28 protein-coding genes and 1 pseudogene are annotated in these 25,675 nt (G+C 40.8%); 6 read left to right on the plus strand and 23 right to left on the minus strand.

Going from position 1 to position 25,675, the window contains the following annotated elements:
• Nucleotides 1-26 precede the first annotated feature (26 nt).
• The 5 genes from MKY18_RS14285 to MKY18_RS14305 are packed head-to-tail and all read right to left on the minus strand — an operon-like array spanning nt 27 to nt 1,314.
• Complete coding sequence (locus tag MKY18_RS14285; protein ID WP_012011053.1) at nt 27-233, minus strand: XtrA/YqaO family protein; 207 nt, start codon at nt 231-233, stop codon at nt 27-29.
• Complete coding sequence (locus MKY18_RS14290; RefSeq protein WP_044140778.1) at nt 230-631, minus strand: hypothetical protein; 402 nt, start codon at nt 629-631, stop codon at nt 230-232. Before MKY18_RS14290 ends, MKY18_RS14285 begins: the two co-directional genes overlap by 4 nt.
• Nucleotides 632-681: 50 nt before the next feature.
• Nucleotides 682-924, minus strand: coding sequence for a hypothetical protein (locus MKY18_RS14295; protein WP_065099047.1), 243 nt, complete (start codon nt 922-924; stop codon nt 682-684).
• The gene (locus tag MKY18_RS14300; RefSeq protein WP_185106834.1) at nt 902-1,054 is read right to left on the minus strand and encodes a hypothetical protein; all 153 of its coding nucleotides are present in this window, start codon (nt 1,052-1,054) and stop codon (nt 902-904) included. Before MKY18_RS14300 ends, MKY18_RS14295 begins: the two co-directional genes overlap by 23 nt.
• Complete coding sequence (locus MKY18_RS14305; RefSeq protein WP_044140779.1) at nt 1,051-1,314, minus strand: helix-turn-helix transcriptional regulator; 264 nt, start codon at nt 1,312-1,314, stop codon at nt 1,051-1,053. Before MKY18_RS14305 ends, MKY18_RS14300 begins: the two co-directional genes overlap by 4 nt.
• A 158-nt stretch (nt 1,315-1,472) precedes the next feature.
• On the opposite strand from MKY18_RS14305, the gene MKY18_RS14310 reads away from it, so the two are divergent.
• The 3 genes from MKY18_RS14310 to bioB all read left to right on the plus strand — a co-directional run bounded on the left by MKY18_RS14310 (nt 1,473) and on the right by bioB (nt 3,557).
• Nucleotides 1,473-1,850, plus strand: coding sequence for a helix-turn-helix transcriptional regulator (locus MKY18_RS14310; RefSeq protein ID WP_044140780.1), 378 nt, complete (start codon nt 1,473-1,475; stop codon nt 1,848-1,850).
• Nucleotides 1,851-2,048: 198 nt separating this feature from the next.
• Complete coding sequence (locus MKY18_RS14315) at nt 2,049-2,399, plus strand: hypothetical protein (protein WP_065099048.1); 351 nt, start codon at nt 2,049-2,051, stop codon at nt 2,397-2,399.
• A 162-nt stretch (nt 2,400-2,561) separates the two neighbouring features.
• Nucleotides 2,562-3,557, plus strand: coding sequence for a biotin synthase BioB (bioB, locus tag MKY18_RS14320; RefSeq protein ID WP_065099049.1), 996 nt, complete (start codon nt 2,562-2,564; stop codon nt 3,555-3,557).
• 41 nt (nt 3,558-3,598) lie between these two features.
• Here the strand turns inward: bioB and MKY18_RS14325 are convergent, their stop codons facing one another.
• The 4 genes from MKY18_RS14325 to MKY18_RS14340 all read right to left on the minus strand — a co-directional run bounded on the left by MKY18_RS14325 (nt 3,599) and on the right by MKY18_RS14340 (nt 6,815).
• Nucleotides 3,599-4,072, minus strand: a complete 474-nt coding sequence (locus MKY18_RS14325; protein WP_003212767.1) for a hypothetical protein — start codon at nt 4,070-4,072, stop codon at nt 3,599-3,601.
• 182 nt (nt 4,073-4,254) lie between these two features.
• The gene (locus tag MKY18_RS14330; RefSeq protein WP_034660680.1) at nt 4,255-5,088 is read right to left on the minus strand and encodes an undecaprenyl-diphosphate phosphatase; all 834 of its coding nucleotides are present in this window, start codon (nt 5,086-5,088) and stop codon (nt 4,255-4,257) included.
• Between the two features lie 126 nt (nt 5,089-5,214).
• A complete protein-coding gene (locus tag MKY18_RS14335) occupies nt 5,215-6,357 on the minus strand; it encodes an AI-2E family transporter (RefSeq protein ID WP_003213553.1) in 1,143 nt (380 codons plus the stop codon).
• A 65-nt stretch (nt 6,358-6,422) separates the two neighbouring features.
• On the minus strand, nt 6,423-6,815 hold the full coding sequence (locus tag MKY18_RS14340) for a DoxX family protein (RefSeq protein WP_065099051.1): 393 nt from the start codon (nt 6,813-6,815) through the stop codon (nt 6,423-6,425).
• Between the two features lie 200 nt (nt 6,816-7,015).
• Here MKY18_RS14340 and MKY18_RS14345 point away from each other — a divergent pair, with 200 nt between their 5' ends.
• Nucleotides 7,016-7,999 (plus strand): Gfo/Idh/MocA family oxidoreductase, encoded by a 984-nt coding sequence (locus tag MKY18_RS14345; RefSeq protein ID WP_065099052.1) that lies wholly within the window; start codon nt 7,016-7,018, stop codon nt 7,997-7,999.
• A gap of 81 nt (nt 8,000-8,080) precedes the next feature.
• Here the strand turns inward: MKY18_RS14345 and MKY18_RS14350 are convergent, their stop codons facing one another.
• The 5 genes from MKY18_RS14350 to MKY18_RS14370 form a co-directional block, all read right to left on the minus strand.
• Nucleotides 8,081-8,605 carry a type 1 glutamine amidotransferase domain-containing protein gene (locus MKY18_RS14350; RefSeq protein ID WP_044140784.1) on the minus strand — a complete coding sequence of 175 codons (525 nt, stop codon included), beginning with the start codon at nt 8,603-8,605 and terminating at the stop codon, nt 8,081-8,083.
• A 90-nt stretch (nt 8,606-8,695) separates the two neighbouring features.
• Nucleotides 8,696-10,684, minus strand: coding sequence for a methyl-accepting chemotaxis protein (locus tag MKY18_RS14355; RefSeq protein ID WP_342487444.1), 1,989 nt, complete (start codon nt 10,682-10,684; stop codon nt 8,696-8,698).
• A gap of 164 nt (nt 10,685-10,848) precedes the next feature.
• Nucleotides 10,849-12,825, minus strand: a complete 1,977-nt coding sequence (locus MKY18_RS14360; RefSeq protein WP_106067625.1) for a methyl-accepting chemotaxis protein — start codon at nt 12,823-12,825, stop codon at nt 10,849-10,851.
• 174 nt (nt 12,826-12,999) lie between these two features.
• On the minus strand, nt 13,000-14,991 hold the full coding sequence (locus tag MKY18_RS14365) for a methyl-accepting chemotaxis protein (protein WP_185106841.1): 1,992 nt from the start codon (nt 14,989-14,991) through the stop codon (nt 13,000-13,002).
• Between the two features lie 126 nt (nt 14,992-15,117).
• On the minus strand, nt 15,118-17,109 hold the full coding sequence (locus MKY18_RS14370; protein ID WP_106067623.1) for a methyl-accepting chemotaxis protein: 1,992 nt from the start codon (nt 17,107-17,109) through the stop codon (nt 15,118-15,120).
• A 156-nt stretch (nt 17,110-17,265) separates the two neighbouring features.
• On the opposite strand from MKY18_RS14370, the gene MKY18_RS14375 reads away from it, so the two are divergent.
• Nucleotides 17,266-18,006: a protein-glutamine gamma-glutamyltransferase gene (locus MKY18_RS14375; protein WP_044140789.1), complete on the plus strand. Its 741-nt coding sequence runs from the start codon at nt 17,266-17,268 to the stop codon at nt 18,004-18,006.
• A 14-nt stretch (nt 18,007-18,020) separates the two neighbouring features.
• On the opposite strand, the pseudogene MKY18_RS14380 reads toward MKY18_RS14375, so the two are convergent.
• From MKY18_RS14380 to MKY18_RS14405, 6 genes and pseudogenes are all read right to left on the minus strand, one after another.
• A pseudogene (locus tag MKY18_RS14380) lies at nt 18,021-18,292 on the minus strand (hypothetical protein).
• A 24-nt stretch (nt 18,293-18,316) separates the two neighbouring features.
• Nucleotides 18,317-19,348: a nitronate monooxygenase gene (locus tag MKY18_RS14385; protein WP_342497551.1), complete on the minus strand. Its 1,032-nt coding sequence runs from the start codon at nt 19,346-19,348 to the stop codon at nt 18,317-18,319.
• Between the two features lie 16 nt (nt 19,349-19,364).
• Nucleotides 19,365-19,766: a secondary thiamine-phosphate synthase enzyme YjbQ gene (locus MKY18_RS14390; RefSeq protein ID WP_065099057.1), complete on the minus strand. Its 402-nt coding sequence runs from the start codon at nt 19,764-19,766 to the stop codon at nt 19,365-19,367.
• Between the two features lie 135 nt (nt 19,767-19,901).
• Nucleotides 19,902-21,194: a hemolysin family protein gene (locus MKY18_RS14395; RefSeq protein ID WP_106067621.1), complete on the minus strand. Its 1,293-nt coding sequence runs from the start codon at nt 21,192-21,194 to the stop codon at nt 19,902-19,904.
• A 48-nt stretch (nt 21,195-21,242) separates the two neighbouring features.
• Entirely contained in the window at nt 21,243-21,917 is a 675-nt protein-coding gene (locus tag MKY18_RS14400) for a zinc metallopeptidase (protein WP_041816317.1), read from the minus strand.
• Between the two features lie 81 nt (nt 21,918-21,998).
• A complete protein-coding gene (locus tag MKY18_RS14405) occupies nt 21,999-22,223 on the minus strand; it encodes a hypothetical protein (RefSeq protein WP_003213467.1) in 225 nt (74 codons plus the stop codon).
• 118 nt (nt 22,224-22,341) lie between these two features.
• Here MKY18_RS14405 and MKY18_RS14410 point away from each other — a divergent pair, with 118 nt between their 5' ends.
• Nucleotides 22,342-23,328 carry a potassium channel family protein gene (locus MKY18_RS14410; RefSeq protein ID WP_003213017.1) on the plus strand — a complete coding sequence of 329 codons (987 nt, stop codon included), beginning with the start codon at nt 22,342-22,344 and terminating at the stop codon, nt 23,326-23,328.
• Here MKY18_RS14410 and MKY18_RS14415 read toward each other — a convergent pair.
• From MKY18_RS14415 to MKY18_RS14425, 3 genes are all read right to left on the minus strand, one after another.
• Nucleotides 23,325-23,726, minus strand: a complete 402-nt coding sequence (locus tag MKY18_RS14415; protein ID WP_342487447.1) for a YugN-like family protein — start codon at nt 23,724-23,726, stop codon at nt 23,325-23,327. The two genes, MKY18_RS14410 and MKY18_RS14415, sit on opposite strands and share 4 nt — an antisense overlap.
• A gap of 31 nt (nt 23,727-23,757) precedes the next feature.
• Nucleotides 23,758-23,976, minus strand: coding sequence for a spore germination protein (locus MKY18_RS14420; RefSeq protein WP_106067620.1), 219 nt, complete (start codon nt 23,974-23,976; stop codon nt 23,758-23,760).
• Nucleotides 23,977-24,218: 242 nt separating this feature from the next.
• Nucleotides 24,219-25,574 carry a glucose-6-phosphate isomerase gene (locus MKY18_RS14425; RefSeq protein WP_342497552.1) on the minus strand — a complete coding sequence of 452 codons (1,356 nt, stop codon included), beginning with the start codon at nt 25,572-25,574 and terminating at the stop codon, nt 24,219-24,221.
• Between the last annotated feature and the right edge of the window lie 101 nt (nt 25,575-25,675).

Consider the following 25,675-nt stretch of genomic DNA (forward strand, 5'->3'; position numbering starts at 1 on the left):
TATGATGTTGTGATCTGTTCAGTGATCTAGCTGATTTTAAAACCAATCTCGTGGTCTACTCTTGCAAAATGACCTTTTGCCGTTTGGATAATGGTTTTTCCATGTTCAGGTACATCTATCTGATAAGCTGTTCCTACATTCCCATCTAACACGATGACTTGAATTTTTCCTGTTTCCATCTCACCGACAAATGTCTGGTTTTCTTGAATGAATAATTGTTTTGGCTCGTTCATATGCTTGTCTCCTTAATTGGTGAGGACTTCGTGCCATCACCTATCGTATTTAAAATGATTTCAATTCTTGGACGCATACTATAAAACTGGGAAACTCTTAAATCGACAATCTGTAGAGGGGCCCTATCCGCAATAGAATGAAGTGCTTCTTGAATATGGTGTAGTCGGGGCTGAAAGATGCTGACGTTCACTGGACGTATCAAACCTTTTTCTGCGTATGTACGCTTGATTTGACAGTCAGCTATGTCAAGCGGCATGTCGTCAAATAAACGAATCTCGAGTGATAGTGCGTCTTTTATTTTATGCGGGCATTGCGCTTTTGCTGCTGCTCGTATTCTTTTTATCAATGTATCTTTTGTTAACAAAAACTCTGCCTCAATAATGAAATGGATGACCATGTTATGATCTCCCGTCATCCTTTTCCCACTGACGGATGTTTTGTTCGTTTTTACTCGCTTTGAGCAAGCATTTGAGGATTGCCATGATTTTCTTCCATCGTTTCATGTCGTCTTGATTCCTCCTTTTTTGCTTCAGCGACCTTTTCCGCCAAGAGGGTCATGTATGTTTGCTTGTCTTCTGATGTGGAAAAAACAAACACCGGTTTCTGATGATGAAAGGTCATCCAGCCGCCAGCTTGGACTAAACAAAGCTGCGCTTCCTTTCTGGCATCAAACGTCATCTGATGTTTCATCTTCTTCAAATCCCTCCAGACTTTCCTCAATCTCTGCTTGATACCCATAACGTGTCATGTCATATGACCAGTAGCTTTTTAGATATCCAAAGTCATTCATCTGCGCTACCATTGGATGTTCAATATTCATTTTGTTTGTCTCTCCTTTTCAAAGAAGTGCTTTTCCTTTAAAGAATTACTCATTTCGTGTAACTTTTGATCAAAAAAAAGCTCTTGAACACCCCTATTTAGCAAATCTGCAATATGCTTTGCTATTTCTAAGCTGGTCTTCGTTCTGCCCATTTCTATATTTGCATAGCCGCTCGTGTACTTATACCCTAACTTTTTCGCCATATAGGTTTGTGTTTTTCCTTGTAAAATGCGTTCTTCTCGTAAATTTTCAAGTTTCATCTTTCCACCTCTTACTCAATATGTGTAAGTTATATTCATTATGATAATATACACAAAACGAGTAAGTCAATCATTTTTTATTCTTTTTGTGTAATTATTTATCTTTTCCGTGTAATTCATGATAAAATTTACTCATAACATGAAAAAAGGTGTTTCCAATGGATAATTTGACTGGAAAGATTTTAACTGAATTAAGAGAGAAGCATGGATGGAGCAAGTCAACGGTTGCTAAAAAACTCGGATTAAAGGCGATGTCCACTTATGCAAATTGGGAATATGGCTTGAGAAAGCCTGACGGTGAAATGATTGTGAAAATCGCCGAGTTATACGGGGTCTCAACGGACTATCTTCTCACAGGTAAGGACAAAGGCGGAATTGATGCCGACCTTGCAGACGATCCTGATTTGCAAATTGCATTTAAGGCTGCCTCCGATTTTTCCGAAGAAGCACGAAGACAAACCATCGATTTTATTCACTACATTAAAGAAAAAGAGAAGCAAAAAGGCCGTCAGCCAAAACAGCGAGACGACGATTGATCATCTCTTTTCATAAAGCTTTACATTGCTGGGATACGCCCAGCTTTTTTTTATGTCTCTTTTTCCCCGAAAAAAGAGACGACCCATGAATAATATGTGACAAATTTCACCATAAATACTCTTTTTTCCACATATTTAATTGACATATAATACTATTATTATTAATATATGTATATACCAAAAAAAGGAGTGTTACCGATGAAAAAATTAATGAAAGCTTGTACACTGTCTTTAGCTGCTTTAGGTGCTCTTACGTTCTCTCAAACTGAAGGGGCTCATGTAGCTGCACAGCCAAAAGAACCAGTTATAGCAAAAGCTCCTATTATGAATAAAGTGATTACAGTGAACCGTACGCTTACTGTAGGTTCTTCAATCGCCGTCTCTCTTCCAGCAAGTCAAATTTCTGTGTCAGGCGCAACATATGCCATTCAATTAGATCAAACAGCTCCGAACTTCACTTGGATTCGTGCCGTACAACGTGGTTCTGTCACAGTTTCCTACTATAATTCACTAGGCGAGCTTGTGATTAACTATATTACTGTTCGATAAGCTATAAAGCTTTACATATAAAAAGGCGATGACTTCATGATCATCGCCTTTTTGTGTGTCTTCAAGTATTTTTGTAGACTTCATTTATCCAATGCTTGCCAACGACTATCCATTATGTTAACTTTTAATAAAAATAAGTTAACATAATGAGAGGAGCTTATGATGGGAAAACCAATGTCTTTGTCTTGGGAAGCGATAGCAGAGAAAGCGCTGAAAAATGAACGGATCACGCTGCAAGAAGGTCTAGATATTCTTGAAGCTGACGATAGAGAATTATTATCTATCATGCATGCAGCCTATCAAGTACGATTTCATTTTTTTCAAAATAAGGTGAAATTAAATATGATTTTTAACGCAAAAAGCGGTTATTGTCCTGAAAACTGTGGTTATTGTTCACAGTCGATCATTTCTAAAGCACCGGTTGAACGATATACAATGCTTGATCAAAAAACGATTGTGGCTGGCGCGCGTGAGGCGCTCAAGAGAAAAGCGGGGACTTATTGTATTGTCGCGAGCGGCCGAGCACCTTCTCACAGAGAATTAGATGAGGTGACGGCAGCAGTAAAAGAGATCACTGAGACCATGCCTTTGAAGGTGTGTGCATGTCTTGGGTTATTAAATGAAGACAAAGCGAAGCGGCTGAAGGAAGCAGGGGTTCATCGGTACAATCACAATATCAATACACATCAAGATCATCATGCTCACATTACGACAACTCATACATATCATGACCGCTTGTCGACCCTTGAGGAGGTCAAACAGTCGGGCATGTCACCTTGCTCAGGGGTTATCATTGGAATGGGTGAAACCAACCAGCAAATTGTCGAAATGGCTTTTGCGCTCAGAGCCATTGATGCGGATTCTATTCCAGTCAACTTTCTTCATGCAATTGAAGGAACACCACTTGAGCATCAAGAACGAACACATCCGGTCAAAGCATTGAAAGTGTTGGCACTCATGAGGTTTGTCAATCCAACCAAGGAAATTCGAGTATCTGGAGGCAGAGAGTTCAATTTACGGACGCTTCAGCCGCTTGCCCTTTATGCGGCAAATTCCATTTTCGTAGGCGATTATTTGACAACAAAAGGTCAGCAAGTCCAAATGGATCATCATATCATTGAAGATTTAGGTTTTGACATAGAAGAATGTGCGTTATAAAAAAAGTCTGCCGGTGAATCGGCAGACTTTTAACAATAAGATTAGAATCTTTTATGGAAGTCGACAGTGCCGCTTCCTTCCTCACGGTCAAAGCTACCAACAAATGTCCAGTTAATATAGCCACCGTCTCCATTATTGACGAACGTCCCATCTTCGAATACCCAAATACCAAACGTAATACCATCATATTCAACACTATCATAGTAAACCACATTGTTCAGTCCGCTAAAGTCATGGTCTTGGCTTAAGTTTTGGACTACGACGTTATAGTTTTGACCTGCTTCATAGAAGGCGCTGTAAGCTGCATTTTTAACGAACCCATCACGATTTTGAGATGATTTTACTGCTTGTTCAATTTTATCGGCAATGGCTACTGGATCAATAGAGACACTTCCATCAACACCTGTTGTCGTTGCAGCTTCAGCCGTTTGACCAAAAGTCGTAAGAGATAGAGGGGCAGCAACCATTGACGTAGCGATCACAGAACTAACAAAAAATTTGCTTGTTTTTCTCATTATTTCTAACTCCTCCTTTAATTGGTATGTTTATGTACTACCCCTTCTCTTGTCTCTTAAACACTAATTTATGAAAAAACTTCTTTTTCTACCAATTAAGAGGGTGATTTTACTGTTTAAAAGAGTTGGAATAACAAAAAAACTACTCTTTTTAAAGAGTAGTTAAATAGTAGTTTTCAGCATTACATGAATAGGATAAATAAAATCACACCTAGGATAATTCGGTATATTGCAAAAGGCACCAGCTTGATTTTATTGATCAGTTTTAGGAAGAATCGAACAACAAAGAGAGCCACAACAAATGCACTCACAAAGCCGACGATAAAGAATGGCAGCATGTCTGTTGTTAAATATTCGGCGTTTTTCACAAGTGTTAAGAAGCTTGCGCCCGCCATAATCGGCATCGCCATAATAAATGTAAAGTCAGCTGCCGCACGGTGATTCAAACCAAGAATAACACCACCTGCGATTGTTGAACCTGAGCGAGAGAAGCCTGGCCATAACGCCAAACATTGAAACAGTCCGATATAAAGCGCCTGTTTGTACGTCATGTTATCGACAGAGCTTGTTTCTGTTTTACGTTTATTGATCCAGTCAGCGACAAGCATCAGCACTGCGCCTAAAATCAAACCGACAGCAACTGTTCTCACGTCAAACAAGTATTTATCAATATAATCTTCAAATAAGAATCCTAAAATGACGGCTGGGACGAGTCCTACTGCAATTTGAGCAATGGTCAGCTTATGCCCGCTGCGCTTTTGTTCTTCAGTAATATTTTTCTTTAAGCCTAACAAGTTCAAAATCCGATCCTTGAACACAATCATGACAGCTAAAATAGAGCCTAACTGAATCACGACTTTAAATGTGTTTGCCGCCTCTGGCGTAATGATTTCCTTTGATTTTAACCATAGATCATCGACAATGATCATGTGACCTGTAGACGAGACAGGTGCATACTCTGTTAATCCTTCGACAATTCCTAAAACCAGTGCCACGAATAAATCCCATAGATTCATGATTTTCTTTCCTTTCAATTCTGATCTTTTGAACAGGCAACCATCTATGTCCGCATAAAGACAAGCTTCCTTCATCGAAAGCTCGTCTTTATGATACTATATTTTTTTCAAAAAAAGATTATGACATTAAACCTTTTCTTCTTTATACAAATTGGATCGCATTTTGAACCAATCAAACAAGTGGGTCGTGATGACCTTCAGGACGGCATATGTCGGAATCGCAACAATAATGCCGACTACGCTGAACAATTTACCTGCTGTTAAGAGAACAAAGATAATCGTGATTGGATGGATATGAAGGTTTTTCCCCATGACCTGAGGTGAGATAAATTTCCCTTCAATGAGCTGAACAACTGTCCAGACAATGATTAGTTTGAGCAGCATAATTGGTGACGTAACAAGGGCAATCACAATCGCTGGTGTAATGGCAATCGTTGGACCAAGGTAAGGCACAATACTTGTACATGCCGCAATGATAGCTAACAAAAAGGCATAGTCTAACCCAATGATCATATAACCAATTAAAAGAAGAACACCTATACAAAAGCTGACAATGATCTGTCCGAGAATATAAGAGCTCAGGCGATGGTTCATTTCGTGAAGCACGATATGTGTATGTTCTCTAAACTTATTCGGAATAAATTTCAAGAAATAGTCAGGTAATTTTTTGCCGTCTTTTAATAAATAAAACAGAATGAACGGAACGGTCACGATCGAGATGATGACTTCAGTGAGCGCCCCTAAGAATGTCCCCACTCCGGTAAAGGTACTTTCCAAAATTTTCGTCGCTTGACTTGACGCTTTGCTCACCAATTCAGAAACGTTAAAATTCATCGCTTTTTGCGCTTGATTAATGAAGTTGCTTCCCGTTAGTTGTCTAATCTGATCTTCTACCGTATCAACATATTTCGGAAGATTATGAAACAGACTCATCATTTGCGCTTGTAAAAACGGAATAATAGACACGATCGTCACTGTAATAATGCCAATAATGACAATATATAAAAGCAAAATCGAAAAGATCCGTTTGACTCTAAACTTCTCTAACAAATTGACAATCGGATTTAATAAATAATACACGACCCCCGTTAAAATAATCGGTAAGGCAATGGTTTTGACGAGTACAATGAGCGGTGTGAAAATAAAGGATGTTTTCATGAAAACAAGGATATTCAATCCGATTAATAGCAGGACGAGTAAAAAGAGAACAAACTTGTTATCAAGAAAAAATTTTCTAAATCGACTGCTCCACATTTGCATAGAATTCATATCGTTCCTCCAAACTCGGGCTTATTTATGAATAAATTGTACACTACCTGATCATGATATGGTGGTCATTGTTTCAGCTTTTTTTCCCATTTTGCAATGGACATCACCCATACAATCAGAATTGGCTGTCCTATCAGTCTTATCCATAGCAAAGACTGCTCTGTGCTTTCTTGACCTGGAAATGGAATTCCCTCTCGTGCAGCAAATAAGTTTGCAGGGAAAATGAGGACAAGATAGACAGCAATGATTTTTGCTGCTGCGATCCTGACATTTGGCAAAAGCAGCAAGACAGCAAGCAGCCATTCTAAGCATGCCGTCGCATAGACCATTACATATGGATATGGCCAGCCTGGCATCATACGGGCAAAGCCGCTCGGCTCTATCACATGAAAAATACCGGCTGCTATGAATAAAAGCGCAAAGACGTATGTACTTCCTATATGCAGGACGCGCTTCATGGTCGTTTCCTCCTCTCCCTTCTATCAGAGTATTACCCGAATGAAGGAAGAAACTACCCCTTTTCGTACATTTATATCCTTTATGTAAGACGCATCAGCCTATATAAAGGTTTCATCCGCTTTTCAATAAAAAGAATGTTCTTTCATACAAACGCTTTCAAAGGATGTATAATCAGAGAAAAGTAGAAGGAGGGAACGACATGATTCGATTTGCTGTCATCGGAACGAACTGGATTACAGATCGATTCTTACAGGCCGGTGAAGGAGTAGCTGATTTTACATGTACAGCCGTCTATTCACGGTCCGCTGAAAAAGGCCAGGCATTTGCCGAAAAATACGGTATTGATACAGTTTTCACGAACTTACATCAAATGGCAGAAAGTGATGCGTTTGATGCCGTGTATATTGCGAGTCCAAATGCCCTTCATAAGGAGCAGGCCATGTTGATGATGGAGCACCAAAAGCACGTTTTATGCGAAAAACCATTCGCCTCTCGCCGAAAAGAAGTGGAAGAGATGATTGCTGCAGCGAAAAAACATCAAGTGTGTTTGATGGAAGCGATGAAAACGACATTTCTGCCCAACTTCCTTCAAATCAAACAGCATCTTGATCAGCTCGGACCCATTCGGCAAGTGGTCGCTCATTACTGTAAATATTCCTCAAGATACGATGCCTACCGAAATGGCGAGATTCCAAATGCTTTTAAGCCTGAATTATCCAATGGTTCTTTAATGGATATCGGTGTGTATCTCGTCTACCCGGTGGTCTATTTATTTGGTCTGCCGAATCAAATCACCGCAAGAGGCTATAAGCTTTCTTCTGGTGTAGATGGGAGCGGCTCTGTCCTTTTACAATATGACGGGCATCAAGCACTCCTTTTTCATTCTAAAATTTCAACGTCTCATTTATCTGCGGAAATTCAAGGAGAGGATGCGACGATGGTGATTGATCAATTCCACCGTCCTTCGCATATCACGATCCATGATCGGCAAGGACACCATACCGACATCTCTCTCAAAGATGATCAGCCAGCCATGTATTATGAAATCTGTCATTTTATTGAGTGTATTCAGGAAGGAATGATTCAGTCTCCGGTCAATACATTTGCCTTATCTGTTCAAACCATGTCCGTCATGGACGAGGCGAGAAAACAAATGGGCGTGAGGTTTCCTGCCGATAGATAAAATGAATGGGCATGAAATGATAAACAAAGGGCGAACATGATGTGCAAGTTCGCCCTTTGTTTTTTGTTGTGGATCCATTGTTTATGTTGCCGCTAACACATCCGCAAATGCTTTCACATATGGAGGAAGGTCCGGCGGACGTCTGCTCGAGACGAGGTGACCATCTGTGACGACTGCTTCATCAAACCAGTCCGCTCCAGCATTTGTCATATCATCTTTAATACCAGGTGTACTTGTCACTTTTTTGCCGTGCAGGATTCCTGCTGAAATCAGCACCCAGCCAGCGTGGCAAATTTGCCCGATTGGTTTCGCCTTTTCATCAAATGAACGAACGATGTTTAACACTTCTGGATAACGGCGCAGTTTATCTGGCGCCCATCCTCCTGGGACAAGCACAGCATCATATTCATCTGCTTGAATGGAATAAAAATCTGCATCAGATACAGCCGGCACACCATACTTCCCGGTGTACTCATGATTTGCTTTTTCTCCTACAAGATGCACAGTTGCCCCTTCTTCTCTTAAACGTAGAACCGGATACCATAGCTCTAAATCTTCAAAATCATCACTGACAAACGCAATGACCTTCTTATTTGATAAACGCATAACATCTCTCCTATTCTTTCGATTTCCTCTATTGTACGAGATGACCTCTTAAAAAGAAAAGCGGTTCCCCTTGAGGAGAACCACTTGATCTTATTCGCTGATCTTGAATTTTTTAATTAAATCACGTAATTCTTCCGCCATTTGGGAAAGAGTCGTAGAGGAAGAACTAATCTCTTCCATAGAAGCAAGCTGCTCTTCAGCAGATGCAGCGATATCTTGGATGCTTGCTGAACTCTCTCGTGATACATCTGCAATTTCATGCACTGCTTTAGAAATTTGCTCAGATCCTTTTGAAAGCTCGCGTACTGTTGTATTCATTTCATTCATTCTTGTAGCAATTTCCGCTGTTTGCTGATTAATTTGTGAGAAGCTTTCTTTCGTTTGATCTGTAATGGAAAGACCATTCTTCACTTCTTCATTCACTGATTTGAACATATTTTGAGATGTTTCGATTTCAGATACAATTTCTTTCACAAGCTTTTCAATCTCTTTTGCTGAATCTGATGATTGAACTGCAAGTTTACGTACTTCCTCTGCGACAACAGAGAAGCCTCTGCCTGACTCACCTGCACGTGCTGCTTCAATGGCAGCATTGAGTGCAAGTAAATTCGTTTGATCCGCAATGCCGTTAATCACGCCTAGGATGTTTGTGATGTCTTTTGATTTATGCTCTAGCCCGTTGATCACCCCTTCAGCTTCTTTCACTGAATGGTCGATCGTCTTCATTTGGCCAACGGTTTGCTCCACAAGCTGTCCGCCTGATTCCGCGACTGTTCTTGATTGAATAGATGATGCTGTGATGACATTAGATGTTTCTGCGACTTCGTTCAGACCTTCATTCATTTGTTTTAAATGAGCCGCACTTTGCTCCACCATTTCGCTTTGATTTTCGTTTCCGTTTGAGAATGTTTCAATAGATGATGTGATATGTTCGGTTGCTTTTGTTGTTTGACCTGCGCTTGCTGTCAGTTCTTCAGATGAAGAAGCCACGTTTTCTACAGATGTTTGTACTGCTTGGATGACATCTCTTAATGATTCACTCATTTCATTAAAGCTTGTGCCTAGCTGTCCAATCTCATCTTTTGACCGGACATCAATTTTTTCTGTTAAATCTCCCTCACTGATTTTCTTTGAAGAAGAGACAAGTATAGATAGTGGTTTTGTAATGGAACGGATGATCAAGAAGATCAGAATCCCGCCAATGATGAGCGCGCCTGCTAAAATGATAGCGGCCATGTTAAAGACTGGCTGTGCAGCTTCTTCTACTTCTGTCACAAACATCGTACCGACAATTTTCCAGCCAGTCGCTTTGTTTGTGGTGAATTCCATTTGCTTTTCTTTTCCTTCAAACATATAACTCATAGAACCTTCATCTTGTGAATAAAGCTTTTCTAGCCATTCACCAGATAATTTTGTTCCAGCTTTTTTCGTAGGATGGGCAACAAAGGTACGATCCGGACTTCCGATAAAGGCATAGCCTTGTTTCCCGATATTTATGCTATTTGATTCTTTTACTAGATTTGCAATGTCTAGGTTCATTGCAATGACTCCTGATCCGTCCTCTAACTTTTTAGAGATGGTGACCACAAGCGTACCTGTGGAAGCTGTTGGATACGGTGCTGAAACAGACAGCTCTCCGTTTTTCGCCCAGCCGTCTTTATACCAATCCCGCTCCGTTGCGACATAGTCAGCAGGCATTTTTTTGTTAGGATATCTTGAAAACACTTTGCCATCACTTGAAGCGACAAAAATGCCTTCTGTGTCATCATTCATACTCATGAACTGTTCAAAGCGCCCTTGAATATCTGTCGTGCCTTTTTGCTTAAGCTTTTTCTCCGTGATCCATTTGCTAAAGAAATCGGTTGCGTCTGTTTTCACTTTCACAACCTTCGTAATATTTTTATCTAGCTGTTCGACGTTCTCCTTTGCACTTTGCATGATTTGATCATTTAAGGAGGTGCTCGCCGTATGATATGAAGAGAATGCCAATACAATGATTGGGCATAAAAGAATGAATAAGAAAGAGAATACGAGCTTTTTTGAAATAGATGGCTTTCTGAAATACTGTATGAATTTCATAAAAAAGAAAACTCCTTTTAGTAAGATAGTATATATATCGGAAGCACTACTACGTTCTTTACTTTTTTAACTTATTAAAGTCTAAATAAGACCAAAATACCCAAATTATATGCATTGAATGGAAAAACACCTGACGCCAAAACGTCAGGTGCTTCCTTATACTCTTACATTTTAAATTGTTTAATGAGCTCTCTTAGCTCTTCTGCCATCTGAGATAACGTAGCAGAGGAGGAGCTAATCTCTTCCATAGATGCCAACTGTTCTTCTGCGGATGCTGCGATATCTTGGAAGCCTGCGGAGCTTTCTCGTGAAAGCTCTTTGATTTGATTCACCGCATGTGAAATATCATTTGAGCCATGCGAGAGTTCTTTGGCCGTTCCGTTCATTTGTTTCATTTGTTCTGTCATTTCTGATGTTTTATCGGTGATTTTCTCAAAGCTGATTTTCGTTTCATCTGTAATATTTAATCCAGATTGTACTTCACCTGCTACTTGTTTAAACATGTTCTGTGATTTTTGAATTTCCTCTACAATCTCGTTCGTCAAGCTTTCAATTTCCTTTGAAGAGCTTCCGGATTGCTCTGCCAGCTTACGAACTTCTTCTGCAACAACAGAGAAACCTCTACCTGCTTCTCCTGCCCGAGCGGCTTCTATCGCAGCATTTAAAGCTAGGAGATTGGTTTGGTCGGCAATGCCGTTAATGACCCCCAGAATGTTCGTAATATCCTTTGATTTCTGCTCTAAGCCTTGAATAACAAGCTCTGCTTCTTTCACTGCCTGCTCGATGGTTTGCATTTGCCCTGCTGTTTTTTGAACAAGTTCTCCACCAGCCTGAGCCGTTTTGCTTGAATCAATCGACGATTCCATCATATGTGAGGTCGTATCGACCATATGGGATAAGCTGCGATCCATTTCGTTTAACTGGACTGAGCTTTTTTCGATCATATCATTTTGATGTTCATTGCTGTTTGAGAACTGTTCAATAGATGATGTGATATGCTCAGTCGCTTGAGCGGTCTGTCCCGCACTTGCTGTTAATTCTTCAGAAGAGGCGGCCACATTTTCAATGGAATTCTGAACAGCTTGAATGACTTGTTTCAGCTTAGCTGACATCTCGTTAAAGCTCTGCGCAAGCTTACCGATTTCATCATGAGTACGAACTTCAATGTGCTGGGTCAGATCACCCTGACTGATTTTCTCAGCCGATTCAGAGAGTGCTATCAGTGGCTTTCGGATCGATTTAATAATAAAATAAATCGCAATTCCGCCTATGGCAATCGCAACTGCCAGTATGATCATTGTTAAGTCGAGCACTGGTTTTGCAGCTTCATGGACTTCGTCCACATACATGGTTCCAGCAAGCTTCCAGCCTGTTGCTTCATTTGTGTCAAAGAACATTTGCTTCGGCTGTCCATTGTATTCATATTTGAAACTGCCTTGTTTTTTATCATACAATTTCGTGATGAAATCACCTGTCAATTTCGCCCCAGGCTTGTCTGTTTTATGGGCAACATAGTGCTGATCTGGAGTCGCGACAAACGCATAGCCTTCTTTGCCTATTTTGATACTGTTTGTATCTTTCACGATCGTGTTCAAGCGCACATTGATTCCAATCACACCAGAACCATCTGCTAACTGTTCTGATATTGTGATGAGCAGGTCATCTGATGACTTGTCGACAAAAGGATCTGAAATGATGAGTTTCTCATCTCCCATCGATTGTTGAAACCACGGTTCGTTTTTTGCACTCGCCGCACTACCTTTATGAATCTCGGAATATTCGGTTAGTTTACCATTTTGATCTGCAATGAATACTTCCACTACATCTTCATCTGTTTCCGATAATTGCTCTAATTTCACCTTGAGTAAATCCTTGTTTTTAGAAGTCAATTCACTCTTTTTCACCGATTTCGATAAATAAGAAACGATATCAATTTTAGGCTGTACATCTTTATTAATGAGTTCGTTTAATTGCTGAACACCATTTGCAGCACTAGACATAATCTCATCATTGAGAGACTTTGATGCCACTTCATAAGAAAATGCTGCCAATACGAGAATTGGCACTAGGAGAATCGCTAAGAATGCAGTAATTAATTTCTTCGACATTGTAAAGTGCTTAAAAAAGTTGATTTTTTTCATGACTCTGCTCCTTTTGGATTATGATTTGTGGTCTTTCTCTTCTATTCTTAGGTAATATGAATTATTTTTCAAGACTTAATGTTCGAAAATAAATAAAAATAAGTAAAATTACCTATTTCTTTTGATTTACTCAATTGGAAAAGAGCCCTCTAGCTGAAGGGCTCTTCATTATGTCTATTCGACTTTAAATTTACTGATCAAATCACGCAATTCTTCTGCCATTGATGAAAGCGTAGCAGAGGAGGAGCTGATTTCTTCCATAGATGCCAGCTGTTCTTCCGCTGAAGCCGCAATGTCTTGAATGTTTGCGGAGCTTTCACGTGAGACGTCTGCAATCTCACGGACAGCCTCTGACACATGTGCAGAGCCATTTGAAAGCTGGACAACCGTTTGATTCATTGTTTGAAGCTGGTCAGAAATTTCTTTTGTCATTTCGAAAATATTGTGGAAGCTGACTCTTGTTTGTTCAGTGAAGCTTAAGCCTGATTGAACTTCTCGATTCACCGCAGTGAATACTTCCTGTGATACATCGATGTCTTGAACGATCTCTTTAATCAAATTCTCGATTTCTTTCGCTGAATTGGCTGATTGAACAGCCAGTTTTCTTACTTCTTCTGCTACAACGGAGAAGCCTCTGCCGGATTCCCCAGCTCTTGCTGCCTCAATTGCTGCATTTAGCGCAAGTAGATTCGTTTGGTCGGCGATTCCATTGATGACACCTAGAATTTGTGTAATGTCTTTTGATTTACTTTCAAGAGCGCTGATGACATTCTCTGCTTTTTTCACGGACTGATCAATGACATTCATTTGAGAAGCGGTTTTTTCGACAAGCTGTCCGCCTTCCCCTGCGATATCTGTTGATTTGATCGATGAAGCAGTAATGGATTCAGCCGACTCATTCATGTGCTGAAGGCCACGGTTCATTTCATCTAACTCTTCTGAGCTGGATTCGACTTTGTCATTTTGACTTTCATTTCCATTTGAAAATTGTTCAATGGCTAGTGTAATATGCTCTGTTGCTTTACTTGTTTGCCCTGCGCTGGCGGTCAGTTCTTCTGATGAAGAAGCGACATTTTCGACTGAGGTTTGGACGGCACCAATGAGGGTTCTTAATGAGTCAATCATTGTATTAAAGCCTTTCCCAACTTGGCCAATTTCGTCATCTGATTGGATCTGAAGCTTATCGCGCAAATCACCTTCGCTGACTTTTTTCGAGAAGCGGGCAAGGTTGGATAATCTTTTAGATATAGAGCGGACGATAAAGAAGATGAGGGTACCTGCTACGATAAGTGTCACACTGAACACAATAATGGCTGTATTGAAAACGGGCTTTGCTGCATCTTCTACTTCTGATACGAGCATCGTTCCACCTATTTTCCAGCCGGTTAATTCATTGGTCACATACGCAACCTTTTTATCTATTCCTTTGAGTGTGTAGCTGCCGCTTCCTTCTTTGTTTTTATAAATAATATTTGCTAGATTCTCATTGACTTGACTTCCTGCCTTTTGGGTCGGATCTGCTAAAACTGTTTTATCTTTCTCCATGATGAAGGCATAACCTTTTTGCCCAATTTTGATTTCTTTTAACTTTTGAATCAGGGTGTTAATTTCCATATCAAGTCCAATAACACCTGAACCATCTTTCATTTTTTGAGTAATGGTGATGACCATTTTGCCTGTGGAGGCTGCTACATATGGTTTTGTGATGACTTGTTTACCGTTTTCTGCATTGAGCGCTTCTTGATACCATGGGCGCTCTCTCGGATCGTAGCCATCAGGCATCTTTTGAACAGGATATTGCATAAACAATCCCTTTTCGGAGCCTGCATAGATAGCGGAAACATCTTTTTCATTAATTTTTCCAAATTGCTGCAATTCTTTAATGGTCGAATTTCTATTTTTTTCTTGGAGATTAGACGCTTTGAGTGAGTCTGTAAACAGAGCCACAGCATCTGCTTTATTTCCTATATTCTCATTGATTAAAGTATCAAATGCATTGACTTGACTCATTGCACTGCCCATAATCTGTTTGTCTAGCTCTGTCTTTGATGTAAAAAATGCACTAATTGTCAGTGCAGTGGTTGGCAGGATAAGGACTACCAAAAAAGCCATAATTAATTTTTTTGAAATGGATGGTTTTTTTAACCATTGGATCATTTTCCCCATTTTCTCTTTCCCCCTTTACTTCTCTAAAGTTATTATCGGATGAAAGGTTTATTTTTACAGGCTGAAAACGATGTTTAAAATATAAAAAAAATACCCAGACAATTTTGGGTATTTTTTCATCATTATTTAATCAATTTTAAATTGACTTGTGAGCTCTTTTAGTTCCTCTGCCATGTTAGATAGTGTCACTGAAGAAGATGATATTTCTTCCATAGATGCAAGTTGCTCTTCAGCAGAAGCCGCAATGTCCTGAATGTTCGCCGCACTTTCTCTAGAGACTTGGCGCATCTCCTGCATAGCTTGTGAAACTAGCTTCGAACCGCTCGATAGATCAATGGCTGTATCGTTTAATTGCGTCAGTTTTTTCGACATTCCTTCTGCCGCCTCATAAATGTTCTGGAAGCTTTCTTTTGCTTCTTCTGTCATACCAAGTCCTGCATGTACTTCTCGATTGACCGTTTTGAACATATCTTGAGATTTAGCAATTTCTAACACAATTTCTTGAATGAGTTTTTCTATTTCTTTCGCTGAGTCTGCCGATTGGACAGCTAGTTTTCTCACTTCTTCTGCCACGACAGAGAAGCCGCGTCCTGATTCGCCTGCTCTAGCTGCTTCGATGGCTGCATTTAACGCAAGAAGATTCGTTTGATCTGCAATGCCGTTAATGACATTTAAAATGCTCGTAATATCTTTAGACTTATATTCTAATTGCTTCATGACTTGTTCTGCTTCTTGTACAGATGTATCAATATGTTTCATTTGGCTCGCTGTGCTTTCAACAATTCGGCCGCCTTGACCAGCTGCCTCTGTCGATTGAAGTGAGACAGTAGCCACTTCTGATGACGTTTGTGACATGCCTTGTAATCCTTCATTCATTGCCACAAGCTGATTCGTACTAGATTCGACTTTCTCGTTTTGTGCTTCATTTCCGTTTGAAAATTGTTCAATCGACATTGTGATATGCTCGGTTGCTTGACTTGTTTGGCTGGCACTTGCCGTCAGCTCCTCGGAAGCGGAAGCCACATTGTCGACAGATTGCTGTACCGCTCGAATGACGTCACGAAGGGATTCACTCATTTTGCTAAAGCTTCTCGTGAGATCTCCAATTTCATCCTTCGATTTGGTTTCAAGGGTTTCGGTTAAATCACCATCACTCACCTTTTCTGAGAAATCAACAAGCTTTCGAAGTCCAATTGTGATGGAGCGAACGATAAAGAAGATCGCAATACCGCCAAGGATAAAAGAAGAAATTAAAAGAATAATGGCAGAATTCCAAACTGGCTGTGCTGCTTCTTCTGTTTCTGATACAAACATCGTTCCAGCAATTTTCCAACCTGTTAAATCATTTGTCACAAAAACGAGACGCTTTTGTTCTCCTTTATTCTCATAAGTTGACGTTCCTTCTTTTCCGCTGTAAAGGATAGATGAAATATTTTCAGTGACCTTAGATCCTGACTTTTCTTCTGGATGAGCCACAATTTGTTTGTTTTTATTTGCAATAATTGGATATCCTTGACGTCCGATTTTAATCTCTTTTATTTTATCGACAATGTCTTGCACATCAATGTCAATTCCGATCGCCCCAGATCCGTCCTTCAGACGCTGGGCAATCGTGACAACCATACCGTTTGTTGTAGCAGAGATGTATGGGTTGGTAACAACTGGATTACCACTGTCATCCTGCATAGCTAGTTGATACCAATCGCGCGTTGTTGGATCATAGCCTTTTGGCATGTCTACTTTAGGAAACTGAATGAAATCACGCTTTTTACTTGCTGCATAAAATCCAACCACATCATCTTCATTGATTTTACTGTATATCTCGAAATGCTCATACAGTTCATCCTGGTTGTTCTTCTTAAAGTCTGCAGCAGTAGATGTTTCAGTAAAGAGTTTTACTGCGTTTTCCTTATTCATAAGCTTTTGCTGGATCATATCATTCAGTTCATTGACTCTTGTGTTTGCTCCGTACATGATTTCATGATCTAATTCTTCTTTGGCAATCTGATATGAAATCGTACTGAGTGTAATAATTGGCAAGACAAGAACGAGAGTGAATGAAATAATCAGTCTCTTAGAAATCGATGGTTTTTTCAACCATTTTAGTGCATTTTTCATGTTTTTCCTCCTTTTAAACGATATGTTATATATCGGACATCTTCATATTATTTTCATGTTTTTCTAATAAAAAGGATGCCTTTTTGTTTATTTACACAAATTGATTCATTGCCCAAGCACCCTGCATACGCTAATACAAAAGGGGGCGCTTTTCATATGATTATCCTTTCAGGACAGCCAGTGACAAATGAGCAGCTGGCTTCATTTCAGCTAGAAGGACAAAAGCGGATCATTTTGATGCAGTTACAAGCCTCAAATGATACGTTCCGCTACAGGCAAGCATCTGATTTGTTATTTGAGGTCACATTGAGATCGAACATTATGAATGCTGCAAGAGATTTGCATAAAAGTGGTGCCTCATTTGCCATCTTTCAAAGGTCTCGTGCAAATGACGCCTTTTGGCGCGTATCTGAAGCAGGGGCATTAGAGCTGCGCTATCAAGTCGAACCATCTAGAGGCATTAAAGACATTTTTGAAAATGGCTCACAATATGCATTTGAATGTGCCACCGCCATTGTCATCGTGTTTTATATGGGCGTCTTGCAAACGGTAGGAGACGAGAAGTTTAACCGAAGGCTTCGCAGTCTAACCCTGTATGACTGGCATTATGATACATTGTCGATTTATACAGAGCGCGGGAATGACTTTATCTATGGGGATTGCTTATATTTTGAGAATCCAGAGTTTAGCTATCAGCAGTCACAGTGGCGCGGGGAAAATGTGATTTACTTAGGTGAAGATCAATATTACGGACATGGACTTGGGATTTTAACAGCGGCAGAAATTATCGATAAATTGAATAAGAGAAGGCGGCCAGGTGCTGTTCAATCTGCTTATCTATTGCCGCAGACTACTCGGATGGATGTGATTTATCTCAGGCAAATGTTTGGCAGCTAAAAAAAGCCTCTTGTCTAGTGGTTATGACAAGGGGCTTTTGTATGCCTTGCGCTTTTGTATGCCTTGCGCTTTCGATAATCTTGCAGCGTGCCAAGCATCGTGTTCGCAAGGAGCTCCATTTTTTCTAAGTCTTTTCTTGTGACCGGCGGATCGTGCCGGCTCCATTTTACATAACGAACAAAATAGTAATGACGAATGGGCGTAAGGATGGCAGGAGAGTGCGGAAATTCATCAAACCAAAATTCAATTTGTCCTTTTTTCGGTATGAATGTTTTAAAATGTCCACCCTTTCACACCACCCAACATGATTTTATATGTGCGTCAGTTCATGCATGATCTCCTCAACGGTTAAAATCGAGTGAATACGACCGACGCCCTGTCCCGCCCAAAGAGCCATTTGATCAGGGTTTCCCGCAGCAGCTGCTGCTTTTCGCATCGGTGTCGTCCATACATGCTGAACCGGATAAGGAAGAACCCTATCTTCATTCTGTCTTTCTTCCTCCATCCACTGATTCACAATACCTCTTGCTCTTTTTCCAGAAAAAAGCCTTGTGATCTTTGTTTCACTGCTTTCTGCCTGTAAAATCGCCTTTTTGTATACTTCTGCCGCAGCACTTTCCTGACTGGCTAAAAATCGTGTGCCGATTTGCACCGCATCCGCTCCAAGCGCTAGAGCGGCTTCCACACCTGTTCGATCTGTAATCCCGCCTGCGGCGATCAATGGCACATGACAGAGCGTCTTGACATCAGAGATCAGGCTAAAGAGTCCCATCAGGGCATCTCCTTTTGCAGGTAAAAAGGTACCTCGGTGACCCCCTGCTTCACTTCCTTGCAGAACAATGGCATCCATCCCTTTTTCCTCTAAAAGCAGTGCTTCCTCTTTTGTTGTGGCGGTTCCGATCAAAAAGATCCCCTTTTGTTTTAAGCGATGTATCGTTTGTTCATTTGGACAAGCGAAGGTAAAGGAAACGACCGGTACGTCTTCTTCCAAAAGAATGTTGATTTTCTGTTCAAAATCATGCCACAATCCCTCTTCGCTCGGCAGACTATCAGCTACTGGTCTTGCTGGCAATCTCTTCTCCCAAAAAGCCACATCCTCTTTTTTGACTTCAGAAATTGGCTCTGGTACAAATACATTGACCTGAAACAGGACCGTTGTCAGCTGTTTGACCTGTTTGATCTGCTGCCTCAAATGGTCAGGCTGCACATATCCACTTGCCAAACTGCCAAGTCCCCCGCATTGCGAAACAGCGGCTGCCAGCTGCGGTGTCACGGCACCTCCTGCCATTGGTGCTTGGATCATCCCATATTTGATTTGCAGTAATTTCGTGATATCCCCCATTTATGTCCCCCATCTCTTACTCGTTTGATGACACCTGTATATAAAAATGGCGATGTCTCGGTCCGTCAAACTCACAGAAATAGATTCCCTGCCACGTGCCAAGGACAAGATCACCATGATGGATGAGAACATGCTGCGAGGCACCCATATAGCTCGCTTTCATATGTGCGGCTGTATTTCCTTCCATATGGCGGTCCTTCGAATGTTCCCACGGAAAGACTTCGTCAAGCCGGCGGAGCATATCTCGTTTCACATCTGGGTCCGCATTTTCATTAATGGTCATCCCTGCTGTCGTATGAGGACAGTAGACGATGACGGTTCCGTTTTGAATACCTGTTTCCTTAATATATTGATGGACCTCGTTCGTCACGTCGATCATCTCATCGCGTCTGTCTGTTTGTACATTGATTTTTTTCATATGAGCGGCTCCCTTTTGTTATTTCTATAAAACCATACCCTTTTTATGTGAAATCAATCACTGTTTATCGGTGGAAGGTATTCTCCCACCTAAAGTTTACCAAGTAAAAAAACCTCGTCAAGTGTTACGAGGTTTTTAGGAAAAGTGGACCTTTTTGATGTCAATGGTCCGAATATGATGGTCTTCCGCATCTATGATGGTAAATTCACAGCCTTCTGCTTCAATCGTATCTCCAATCTCAATATCAAATTTATGTGTCATCATCCAGCCAGCAATTGTATCAACATCATCATTCTCTATAGCTAAATCCAATAAATCATTCACTTCATCAATCAAGGCTTTCCCATCCATTACATAATGGAAGTCACCTTTTTTGACGATATGAGGTGTTTCATCTTGATCATATTCATCACGAATTTCGCCCACGATTTCCTCTAATATGTCCTCTACTGTAACAAGCCCGGCTGTTCCTCCATATTCGTCTACGAGCACTGACATATGAATTCGTTCCTTTTGCATCAAAATGAGCAATTCTTGAACAGGCGTACTTTCAATCACTCGTATCACAGGACGCATTAAGTCTGCAATCGTCACATCTTGATTCAGGAAACTCGCCTTAAACACATCTTTGCTATTGATGACACCAATCACATGATCTTTGTCTTCTTTAATGACGGGGTAGCGTGTGTATCTTTCGTTCAGCATATAATGTGTCACGTCTTCAAGCGTCTGTTCAATCTCTATGGCTGAAATTTCTGTACGAGGAATCATGATCTCTCTCGCCACTCGGTTATCAAATTCAAAAATTTTATTCACATATTTGTACTCAGATTGGTTAATCTCACCCTTTTCATAGCTTTCAGATAAAATGAGACGCAATTCTTCCTCACTGATCGCCACTTCATGTTCTTTGACAGAATGAAAACCGAATAATTTCACAATGCCTCGCGCAGATCCATTTAATGCTTTAATAAACGGGTACATGACTTTATAGAAAAAGATGAGTGGCTTTGCTGTCACAAGGCTGACCGCCTCTGCCTTTTGAATGGCAATCGTTTTAGGCGCCAGTTCTCCCACAACGACATGTAAAAACGTAATGATCACAAATGCGATGATAAACGATAGGATGTCGGTTAATGCGGAATGAAGCCCCAAATCCTCAAACAGTGGATGCAGAAAATGCTCCACTGTCGGCTCGCCCAGCCACCCTAAGCCTAAAGCGGTAATGGTAATGCCGAGTTGACAGGCGGATAAATATTCGTCGAGATTTGATATAAGCTTTTGTACGTGAATGGCTCTCTTATCTCCGCTCTCAATCAGTTGATTGATTTTAGAGCCTCTAATTTTCACAATCGCAAATTCAGTGACAACAAAAAATGCTGTCGCAGCAATGAGTAATATGACTAAAAATACGTTTAAAATATACAAAAAAACCCTTACCTAACAATGGTAAGGGCTCACCTCCTCTGGCATCAATTAATCATTACGGCCATTTAGGAAGATCATTACAAAACGGAGCAATTCAAACAAGGAGACAAGGGCTGCTGCGACGTACGTAAGAGCGGCAGCATTTAACACCTTGTTCACGCCTCTTTCTTCACTGCTTCTAATGATTCCTTCTGAAACAATGATATCTTTCGCACGAGAACTTGCATTAAACTCGACAGGCAATGTCACAAGCTGAAAGAACACAGCCGCTGAGAACAAAATGATCCCAAGCCCGATTAAGTTAAGGCTGCCAAGTAAGATTCCACCAAGGAAAAGAAGCGGGGCAACACCAGATGCAAAGTTCACGACAGGAAAGATCTTATGTCTCAAGACAAGCGCACCATAGGATTCCTGATGCTGCAAGGCATGTCCAACCTCGTGTGATGCGACTGAAATGGCCGAAATGGAATGGCCGTAGTACACAGGTTCAGATAAGCGAACCACACGCTGCGTCGGGTCGTAATGATCAGTCAAAGTTCCTCTTACCGGTTCAACAGGCACGTCGTATAACCCGTTGCGATCTAAAATATGTCGAGCGGTTTCCGCACCTGTTTTCATACTGGATGCTTCAACCTTTGAATACTTTTCAAAATTATTCTTTACTTTAAATTGTGCCCAAAATGATAATCCCAATGCGGCAAAAGTTAAAAAATAAAAAAACAGCATGCTCATCAGCTTCCTTTTTATTTTATATATTTATTTACAATTTTAATGACTTTTATGTAACGTGTACAGAAAAAAGCACTAGGTCTTTTTAAGGGGGATCACCACGCCAATGAAAAAGAAGAACACACCTAAGCATGCTGTATAAAAGGTCACCGTTCCGTATAGGTTTTGAAAAAAGTGCAGCCATGAAAAATCATTCATAAAATGATTCACCGCATTTAAGTCAAACACAAGTAAGATCATAGCTGATGATAAAAAGTGAGCGCCGATAAAAAGAAGTACGGTCTTTTGAACGAACGACATTCGCATTCCCTCCTTCTTCTCTCTTATTTTAAGATATGGGATCTACATGACGAAGATGAAAAAATGTTTCCTCAATCGGGCATACTGACATTAGCAGTTTCCTGAAAGGAAGTGTCCAATGAAATCAAATCGTATCTTTATCGCTTGGCTAAGGTGGCCACTGTATCTTCGAATTGCCATCATCATCTGTTTCTTGCTTCTTTTTTTTGGACAATTAATCGTTTTACTTGAACCGAAGCAGTATCATACGATCTTTGATGGGATCTGGTGGGCCCTCATTACAGTCGCGACGGTCGGCTACGGTGATTTTGTGCCGCAAACCATGCCCGGACAAATCGCAGGTATGGCGCTGATTCTGATCGGGGCAAGCTTTGTCACGGCTTATTTCGCCACACTTGCCGCCGCTGTGTTCAGCAAGCAGCACCATTATGTAGAAGGAAAGGTCGCCTTTAAAGGAAAAGGACATCTCATTATCGTCGGCTGGAATGAGAAAACGAACAAATTGCTTCAGTCGTTTCAAACAATTGATCCAGCTATGCCGATTGTGCTGATTGATGACTCCTTGAAGGAAGGGCCGCTTTTAGAGAATGTTCATTTTATTAAAGGACATGGCACAGAAGATGGCACACTTCGCAAAGCCAATATTTCAGGTGCAGATGCACTGATGATTACCGCAGATCAGCACGAGAATGAAGTGACAGCTGATATGCAGAGTGTTTTAACATTACTTGCAGCAAAAGGATTAAACCCTTCTCTATACTGTTTAATTGAAATTTTAACAGATCGTTACGTGAAAAATGCCGAGCGGGCTGGCGCCAATCAAGTCATTCATACCTCTGATGCAGTCAATCATTTAATGGTCGAGCATTTTCTTTTAAAGGAACAGTTCAAAGCGTTAAAGAAAAAACGACATATGACCTTGCATAAACAGATCACCATCATACCGGTTCCAGCTTCGTTAGCCGGAGAAACATTCTTAACAGCGCTCCATCATTTTTTAGAGCATCATGTGATCATTGTCGGTGTACAAAAAAAAGAAGGACCCATGATGAATCCTCCCTTTGATTATGAGCTTCATCCAGAGGATGAACTAATCAGCCTTTAAAGCAGTGCGTCTTCTAATTCCTTGACGAGCGAAAAGCCAATCTCAATATAAGCTTTTGATACATCTCCATCTTTCTCTTTTGGTTCTTGGAATTGGTTAAAGGATGCTCCCACATTTCCAACCATCGCATGATCATCTAACTTATCTTGATAGACATGCTTTAAGAGAAATGGATCTCCCAGTTTCACCACAACGCCTGGCTGATCCAGCTGGCCCTTTTCGGCTGTAAAAGGAACTCTGAGAAAAGTATAGCCATCACGATTATCAATTTTATAATCAAAGTATCCGTGATCGTAATCCCAGTTACCATTAATAACATAACCGAGCGGCTTCATCGTCTCTTCTAAATGGTAAAGTGAAAAGCTTTCACCAGGCAGCCTGGATGGTACATGAATCATACGAAACCCTCCTTTTGTCTAATAGGTTTCGTTAAAGAGAAGAATTCATACATCTATCTCTCGTGATTTGTACATTGTTTGAAAAAGTGGCATCAAATAAGTTTTGATTGGATGATTGATTCGTCTCGTTCGCACTGACGGAACCTGATGTTTCCTTCGTAGCACTCATAGGACAAATGCGTCCGACATTGCCAAAGTTGACGATTGCCTGGCCAGAAATATCGTGAATGTAAATATGATTCGTTCTCATGTTTCACCCTCCTCTACTCATTATTCTATGTACAGAGCGTAAGGAGGCTTGCACAGGAACCGTGAGAAAATAAAAAAGGCACACCCTTCAAAGGTGTGCTTAGCGTGTAGACAAACCCTCGCATTCGGTGTCAGTCCTGCGTGCTGGTGCTCACGAATGTCAAATTCGCTCCGCTCCAGTACTCGTCCTTCCTAGGGCTGCAAAGGTTTTCTATCACGCTAAAAAAGGTTTATTTCCCATTCTTACGTTTGTTTCAGTCGGCTTTCAAGCTCGGCTTTTTTCTCTTCGAAGCCTGGTTTTCCTAATAAAGCAAACATATTCACTTTATAAGCTTCTACGCCAGGCTGGTCGAATGGATTGACGCCTAGTAGATATCCAGACATCGCGCATGCTTTCTCAAAGAAGTAAACGAGATATCCGAATGTATAAGCATCCATCTCAGGAATTGTGACGATCAGATTCGGTACTTTTCCATCTGTATGAGCAAGCATCGTTCCTTCAAATGCTTTTTTATTAACAAAATCAACCGTTTTTCCTGCTAGATAGTTCAAGCCATCAAGGTCTTGTTCTTCTGCTTCGATGACAAGCTCATGACGAGGCTTGTCTACATTAACGATTGTTTCAAACAAGTCTCTTCTTCCTTCTTGAACATATTGACCAAGTGAATGAAGATCTGTTGAGAAGTTCGCAGATGAAGGATAGATTCCTTTTTCATCTTTCCCTTCACTTTCACCGAATAATTGTTTCCACCATTCTGCAAAGTATTGCAGTCCTGGCTCATAGTTAATCAGCATTTCAATCGTTCTGCCTTTATTGTAAAGGACATTACGGACGACAGCATATTGGTATGCCGCATTCTCAGAAAGCTCAGATGAAGCGAAGTCTTCGCTTGCTTTTGCCGCACCTTCCATCATCTGATCAATGTCTGCACCGCTCACAGCGATTGGCAATAGACCTACTGCTGTTAAGACTGAATAGCGTCCACCTACATCATCAGGGATGATAAATGATTCGTAGCCTTCTTCTGTTGCTAATGTCTTCAATGCACCGCGTGCCTTATCAGTTGTTGCATAAATACGTTTTTTCGCTTCTTCGGCACCGTATTTTTCAATGAGGAGCTTTTTAAAGATGCGGAACGCAATCGCTGGCTCTGTTGTTGTACCAGATTTTGAAATGACGTTAATAGAGAAATCTGCGTCTACCAATAGATCCATCACATCTGTTAAATAAGAAGAACTGATGTTGTTTCCAATAAAGATGATTTGCGGCGTCTTGCGTTTGCCTTTTGGTAGCGTGTTATAGAAAGAGTGGTTCAAAAATTCAATCGCCGCACGTGCGCCGAGATACGAACCGCCGATTCCGACAACAAGCAAGACATCAGAGTCTGACTTAATTTTATCTGCACTTTTTTTAATGCGGGCAAATTCTTCGCGATCATATTGCTTCGGCAAGTCAACCCAGCCTAAATAATCACTGCCTGTACCCGTTTGTTCATGAATATTATGATGGGCCACCTTCACAAAATCTTTTAAATATGTAAGCTCATGTTCTTGAAAGAAAGGTAACGCTTTTGAGTAGTCAAATTGAATATGTGTCATCGCTTGTAAGCCCTCCATTACGTTAGTTCTGTCCCTTTCACTTTAGCGGAACTAGCTATTGAAATCAAGTGATCGTCACTCCGATAGCAAAAAGCCGTTTC

It is taken from the genome of Bacillus sp. FSL R7-0672 (genome assembly GCF_038601465.1).
GTDB lineage: Bacteria > Bacillota > Bacilli > Bacillales > Bacillaceae > Bacillus > Bacillus pumilus.

What these genes read in the sequence shown, in the direction of transcription:
- MKY18_RS14385 (WP_342497551.1), bottom strand. Translation starts at nt 19,348, where the DNA reads ATGGGGGATATCACGAAATTACTGCAAATCAAATATGGGATGATCCAA.
- MKY18_RS14315 (WP_065099048.1), top strand. Translation starts at nt 2,049, where the DNA reads ATGAAAAAATTAATGAAAGCTTGTACACTGTCTTTAGCTGCTTTAGGT.
- MKY18_RS14355 (WP_342487444.1), bottom strand. Translation starts at nt 10,684, where the DNA reads ATGAAATTCATACAGTATTTCAGAAAGCCATCTATTTCAAAAAAGCTC.
- MKY18_RS14330 (WP_034660680.1), bottom strand. Translation starts at nt 5,088, where the DNA reads ATGAATCTATGGGATTTATTCGTGGCACTGGTTTTAGGAATTGTCGAA.
- MKY18_RS14350 (WP_044140784.1), bottom strand. Translation starts at nt 8,605, where the DNA reads ATGCGTTTATCAAATAAGAAGGTCATTGCGTTTGTCAGTGATGATTTT.
- MKY18_RS14310 (WP_044140780.1), top strand. Translation starts at nt 1,473, where the DNA reads ATGGATAATTTGACTGGAAAGATTTTAACTGAATTAAGAGAGAAGCAT.
- MKY18_RS14290 (WP_044140778.1), bottom strand. Translation starts at nt 631, where the DNA reads ATGGTCATCCATTTCATTATTGAGGCAGAGTTTTTGTTAACAAAAGAT.
- MKY18_RS14415 (WP_342487447.1), bottom strand. Translation starts at nt 23,726, where the DNA reads ATGATTCATGTACCATCCAGGCTGCCTGGTGAAAGCTTTTCACTTTAC.
- MKY18_RS14390 (WP_065099057.1), bottom strand. Translation starts at nt 19,766, where the DNA reads ATGAAAAAAATCAATGTACAAACAGACAGACGCGATGAGATGATCGAC.
- bioB (WP_065099049.1), top strand. Translation starts at nt 2,562, where the DNA reads ATGGGAAAACCAATGTCTTTGTCTTGGGAAGCGATAGCAGAGAAAGCG.
- MKY18_RS14295 (WP_065099047.1), bottom strand. Translation starts at nt 924, where the DNA reads ATGAAACATCAGATGACGTTTGATGCCAGAAAGGAAGCGCAGCTTTGT.
- MKY18_RS14285 (WP_012011053.1), bottom strand. Translation starts at nt 233, where the DNA reads ATGAACGAGCCAAAACAATTATTCATTCAAGAAAACCAGACATTTGTC.
- MKY18_RS14305 (WP_044140779.1), bottom strand. Translation starts at nt 1,314, where the DNA reads ATGAAACTTGAAAATTTACGAGAAGAACGCATTTTACAAGGAAAAACA.
- MKY18_RS14375 (WP_044140789.1), top strand. Translation starts at nt 17,266, where the DNA reads ATGATTATCCTTTCAGGACAGCCAGTGACAAATGAGCAGCTGGCTTCA.
- MKY18_RS14410 (WP_003213017.1), top strand. Translation starts at nt 22,342, where the DNA reads ATGAAATCAAATCGTATCTTTATCGCTTGGCTAAGGTGGCCACTGTAT.
- MKY18_RS14360 (WP_106067625.1), bottom strand. Translation starts at nt 12,825, where the DNA reads ATGAAAAAAATCAACTTTTTTAAGCACTTTACAATGTCGAAGAAATTA.
- MKY18_RS14365 (WP_185106841.1), bottom strand. Translation starts at nt 14,991, where the DNA reads ATGGGGAAAATGATCCAATGGTTAAAAAAACCATCCATTTCAAAAAAA.
- MKY18_RS14300 (WP_185106834.1), bottom strand. Translation starts at nt 1,054, where the DNA reads ATGAATATTGAACATCCAATGGTAGCGCAGATGAATGACTTTGGATAT.
- MKY18_RS14420 (WP_106067620.1), bottom strand. Translation starts at nt 23,976, where the DNA reads ATGAGAACGAATCATATTTACATTCACGATATTTCTGGCCAGGCAATC.
- MKY18_RS14345 (WP_065099052.1), top strand. Translation starts at nt 7,016, where the DNA reads ATGATTCGATTTGCTGTCATCGGAACGAACTGGATTACAGATCGATTC.
- MKY18_RS14335 (WP_003213553.1), bottom strand. Translation starts at nt 6,357, where the DNA reads ATGAATTCTATGCAAATGTGGAGCAGTCGATTTAGAAAATTTTTTCTT.
- MKY18_RS14340 (WP_065099051.1), bottom strand. Translation starts at nt 6,815, where the DNA reads ATGAAGCGCGTCCTGCATATAGGAAGTACATACGTCTTTGCGCTTTTA.
- MKY18_RS14425 (WP_342497552.1), bottom strand. Translation starts at nt 25,574, where the DNA reads ATGACACATATTCAATTTGACTACTCAAAAGCGTTACCTTTCTTTCAA.
- MKY18_RS14325 (WP_003212767.1), bottom strand. Translation starts at nt 4,072, where the DNA reads ATGAGAAAAACAAGCAAATTTTTTGTTAGTTCTGTGATCGCTACGTCA.
- MKY18_RS14405 (WP_003213467.1), bottom strand. Translation starts at nt 22,223, where the DNA reads ATGTCGTTCGTTCAAAAGACCGTACTTCTTTTTATCGGCGCTCACTTT.
- MKY18_RS14370 (WP_106067623.1), bottom strand. Translation starts at nt 17,109, where the DNA reads ATGAAAAATGCACTAAAATGGTTGAAAAAACCATCGATTTCTAAGAGA.